3 protein-coding genes are annotated in these 3,084 nt (G+C 48.0%); 1 reads left to right on the top strand and 2 read right to left on the bottom strand.

All coding sequences use genetic code 11. From position 1 onward, the window contains the following. Positions 1-6: 6 nt before the first annotated feature. Complete coding sequence (locus RMO52_RS21435) at positions 7-237, bottom strand: S26 family signal peptidase (RefSeq protein WP_310418364.1); 231 nt, start codon at positions 235-237, stop codon at positions 7-9. Between the two features lie 92 nt (positions 238-329). Between RMO52_RS21435 and miaB the strand changes: the two genes are divergently transcribed. Continuing rightward, positions 330-1,685, top strand: coding sequence for a tRNA (N6-isopentenyl adenosine(37)-C2)-methylthiotransferase MiaB (miaB, locus tag RMO52_RS21430; protein WP_310418360.1), 1,356 nt, complete (start codon positions 330-332; stop codon positions 1,683-1,685). A gap of 284 nt (positions 1,686-1,969) precedes the next feature. Here miaB and sbcD read toward each other — a convergent pair. Further along, on the bottom strand, positions 1,970-3,084 hold a 1,115-nt coding region (gene sbcD, locus RMO52_RS21425; protein WP_310418357.1), incomplete at its 5' end, for an exonuclease subunit SbcD.

Below are 3,084 nucleotides of genomic sequence, written 5' to 3'. Positions count from 1 at the left end.
TTAAAATTATTTGCTACTAAAATGCCAAATAACTTTACCGACGATCGCCTCACGAGTGATAATACTTCTATCAGGATTAGCGCGATTATCACCGATGACAAAATAGCGTCGATCGGGCACCATAATTAATTTATTCAAAGCAGTGCTCGATCGAATAATATAATCTTTACGGTAGAGTTTACCATCGATGTAAACTCTACCGTTTTCGATCTTAACTGTTTCGCCAGGTAATCCGATCCAGCACCGAAGACATATGCGATCGACTATAATATATTCTCACTGGCTGCCACATAACAGAAATCGCTCTGTTCTCACCTATCCCCTAAATCATGACTCCCGTAAATCGAAGCTATCACATCACCACCTTTGGCTGTCAGATGAACAAAGCTGATTCCGAGCGGATGGGTGGGATATTAGAAGAAATGGGGTTCCAATGGTCGGACGATCCTTTCAGTGCTGATTTGGTGCTGTATAACACCTGCACGATTCGCGATCTGGCAGAACAGAAGGTTTATTCTTATCTAGGCAAACAAACTCGCCGCAAAAAAGACAATCCGGATCTGATCCTGATTATGGCTGGTTGCGTTGCTCAGCAGGAAGGTGAAGCACTGCTGCGCCGGATTCCCGAGCTAGATATCATTATGGGGCCACAACATGCCAATCGTCTCGAAGACCTGTTGCAGCAGGTATTTGCTGGCGCTCAGGTGGTGGCGACCGAACCAGTACACATTATTGAAGATATTACCAAACCCCGCCGCGATAGTAGCGTGACGGCGTGGGTGAATGTGATTTATGGCTGTAACGAACGCTGTACCTATTGTGTGGTGCCTAATGTACGTGGCATCGAGCAGTCGCGCACGCCTGAAGCTATTCGCACTGAAATTAAGGAGTTGGCACGTCAGGGTTATAAAGAAATTACCTTACTCGGTCAAAACATCGATGCCTATGGGCGCGATTTACCCGGTTCGACGGTGGAAGGTCGCCATTTGAATACGTTGACGGATTTACTTTACTACGTTCATGACATCGAGGGGATCGAGCGGATTCGATTTGCCACTAGCCACCCGCGTTATTTTACCGAGCGGTTGATTAAAGCCTGTACCGAACTACCGAAGGTGTGCGAGCATTTCCACGTACCCTTTCAGTCTGGGGATAATGACATTCTCAAAGCGATGTCGCGGGGTTATACTCACGAAAAATATCGCCGGATTGTCGATACCATTCGTCAGTATATGCCCGATGCGTCGATTAGTGCCGACGCGATCGTCGGATTTCCCGGTGAGACTGAGGAACAGTTCGAGCGGACGCTGACTTTGATCGCGGATATCGGCTTAGATATGGTGAATACGGCTGCTTATTCACCACGTCCGAATACCCCCGCCGCCGTGTGGACAAATCAATTGAGTGAAGAAATCAAACTCGATAGATTGCAGCGGATCAATCACCTAGTTTCCCAAACGGCGATCGAGCGATCGCAGCGATATCTCGATCGGGTAGAATCGGTATTGGTCGAAGACCGTAATGCCAAAAATCCCGACCAAGTTTTAGGTCGAACTGGTGGCAATCGCTTGACTTTTTTCAATGGGGATATTGAAGAACTGCGGGGTAAAGTCGTCCCCGTCAAAATTACCGAAGCTCGCGCCTTTAGTTTGACGGGAGACATGGTGACACAGCTTGACGGTTAGACCCAAATCGCCAACGAGACTAACACAATCGAACTAGCCATGAACGTGAGTTCGGGATAAGGTAGTTTTGTCAGTTGTTGTGCTTAGTGGATCGGTAAACTTTAGATATTAGTGAGTTGCGATTTTTCTAGCGGAGGCAGAACCCGGATCTGGGGGTTCCGACCCCCAGACCCCCCGCTGAAAGGCGGGACGCCGCCTCTCAGACTCTCCTGCGTAAGGTTCGATTAGTAAGTGGCGTAGAGTGAGCCTACTTATGCAATCGAATGGCATCACTCAATCTGCTGTTACAACAGGGTTAATTGCCCATCCGTAACTGATGATTTAGACTTACTGGTGGCTGATTCGAGATCTAAAGCATCAGCAGCAGATTCGAGATCGAGTAATACGCGATTGCTGGATCTCCCACCGAGATTGTCGTCAGACAATAACTCATTTGCCGCTGCGATCATCGCCGTGGCGATGTCTTTGAGATCGGGACGATTGTCGAGATAAGTTGAGAGTGCTACCATCGGATCGCCAACGCTACAGCCAAGTTCGGGCAATCGGGGTTGACTGAGCTGACTGATTAGTTCGGCTTGAATCGTGTAGTGATGAGCGGTACTCAAGGCTTCGTGAATGCCGCTAGTACTAATTAATTCGACTTGCTGGGGATTGAGTTGGTAGATCAAGCGGACGACTACATCTAGAATATCAACTTTGGCGATCGCGGCTAAGATATCTAGTTGCGGCTGTTCGCTACTGGAAACATCGATTCTAATCGTCCGAAAAGTCCGCACTTCTAAAGGGCAAAATTCCCAAGTCGTCTCAAAGCTTTTGCTAGCTGGTTGGACTGTCGGTTCAATCGTGACTAAGACATAGCCTTTATCTTCTTTTTCTTCGCTAAAGTCTACCCGCTCGATACTTCCGGGATAGACGACGGCGGGGTCATTAGTTTTATTCAGGTTTTGGTGACGATGGACGTGTCCTAAAGCCACGTAGTCAAAGCAAGAACGGGTCAGGAAGGACAGGGGAATGGTAAACCCTCGTCCGACAGCTAAAAATTTCTCGGCTCCCAGCGTGGCATTATCCGCCATTAGGTGAGCTAAGACGATCGTCGGTAGATCGGGATTGAGTTTGCGGATTTCGCCTTCTAATCGCGGCTGGAGTTTGTCGAGTAATAATTTATTTACTTCTAGAATCGATAGATTTTCGGAGATCTCCCGCGTCAGTAAAGTGGAACGATTAATCCAGGGAAGTGTAATAATTTGGATCTGCCCACTGCGAGTCTCGATCGTATGAGTCTCGATCGAATCACCCACAATCGTCCCAGGGACTGCCAAAGAGCGATAAATTGACAAGCTGGCTCCACCTTGCCCCTGAGAATGTTGATCGTGATTGCCAACTAGTAAGACTGTCGGAA

Origin of the sequence: Chamaesiphon sp. OTE_8_metabat_110 (assembly GCF_031382685.1) — a bacterium.
Lineage (GTDB): Bacteria > Cyanobacteriota > Cyanobacteriia > Cyanobacteriales > Chamaesiphonaceae > Chamaesiphon.
Note: the sequence above shows the minus strand (reverse complement) of the source record. Positions and strands in the feature narration are given on the sequence as shown.